1 protein-coding gene is annotated in these 1,194 nt (G+C 76.0%); it reads left to right on the top strand.

Annotated elements, in window-relative coordinates:
- On the top strand, nt 1–962 hold a 962-nt coding region (locus tag JS521_RS35750), incomplete at its 5' end, for a S1 family peptidase (RefSeq protein ID WP_205087003.1).
- Nucleotides 963–1,194: the final 232 nt, after the last annotated feature.

Here is a 1,194-nt window from a genome sequence, read left to right as displayed (position 1 = left end):
CCCCCTCGGCGATCCCCGCCCCGTCCGCGTACGCCCTCGGCGCCAAGGTCGACCGCGCGCTCGGCGCCGCCACCGCCGGAACCTACCTCGACGCGAAGACCGGGAAGCTGGTCGTCACCGTCACCACCGCCCGGGCCGAGGAGCAGGCCCGCGCCACCGGGGCCACCGTCCGCCGGGTGGCCCGCAGCGCCGCCCAGCTCGACGCCGCCATGGACACCCTGGAGGCCGAGGCGAAGATCACCGGCACCTCCTGGGGCGTCGACCCGCGCACCAACCGGGTTGCCGTGGAGGCCGACTCCTCCGTCTCCGCCCGGGACATGGCCCGCCTCGAAGCGATCGCCGAACGGCTCGACGGTGCGGTCGACGTCCAGCGCGTCCCCGGTGAGTTCCGCCGCGAGGTGCTCGGCGGCGGCGCGATCTACGGCGGCGGCAGCCGCTGCTCGGCCGCCTTCAACGTCACCAAGGGCGGGGCCCGTTACTTCGTGACGGCCGGGCACTGCACCAACCTCTCCGCCAACTGGTCGGCCAGCTCGGGCGGTTCGGTCGTCGGCGTCCGGGAGGGCACCAGCTTCCCGACCAACGACTACGGCATCGTCCGCTACACCGACGGCTCCTCGCCCGCCGGAACCGTCGACCTCTACAACGGCTCCACCCGGGACATCTCCTCCGCCGCCAACGCCGTCGTCGGCCAGGCGATCCAGAAGAGCGGCTCCACGACCAAGGTGACCAGCGGCACCGTCACCGCGGTCAACGTCACCGTCAACTACGGCGACGGCCCGGTCTACAACATGGTCCGCACCACCGCCTGCTCGGCCGGCGGCGACAGCGGCGGCGCGCACTTCGCCGGATCCGTCGCCCTCGGCATCCACTCCGGCAGCTCCGGCTGCTCGGGCACCGCGGGCTCGGCCATCCACCAGCCGGTGACCGAGGCGCTCTCGGCGTACGGGGTGACGGTGTACTGAGCCACGCCCCGCAGGGCGTGACGGTGGTCCGACCCGCCGACGCTCCCGTACCGCAGGGAACTGATGCCCGCCCCGGCCCCCGCTAGGCCCGGGGCGGGGGGGGGGGGCGGGGGCCGGGGGGGGCGGTGCTGGGCCCGTAGGGGTTCTCGAAGGCCGGCCGGCCCGCGCGCCCCCCCCCCCCGCCGCCCCCCCCGCCCGGGGGCCCCCCCGTCCGTCGCCCCCGCCATCGCCG

This window comes from Streptomyces durocortorensis (genome assembly GCF_016901035.1).
GTDB lineage: Bacteria > Actinomycetota > Actinomycetes > Streptomycetales > Streptomycetaceae > Streptomyces > Streptomyces durocortorensis.
Note: the sequence above shows the minus strand (reverse complement) of the source record. Positions and strands in the feature narration are given on the sequence as shown.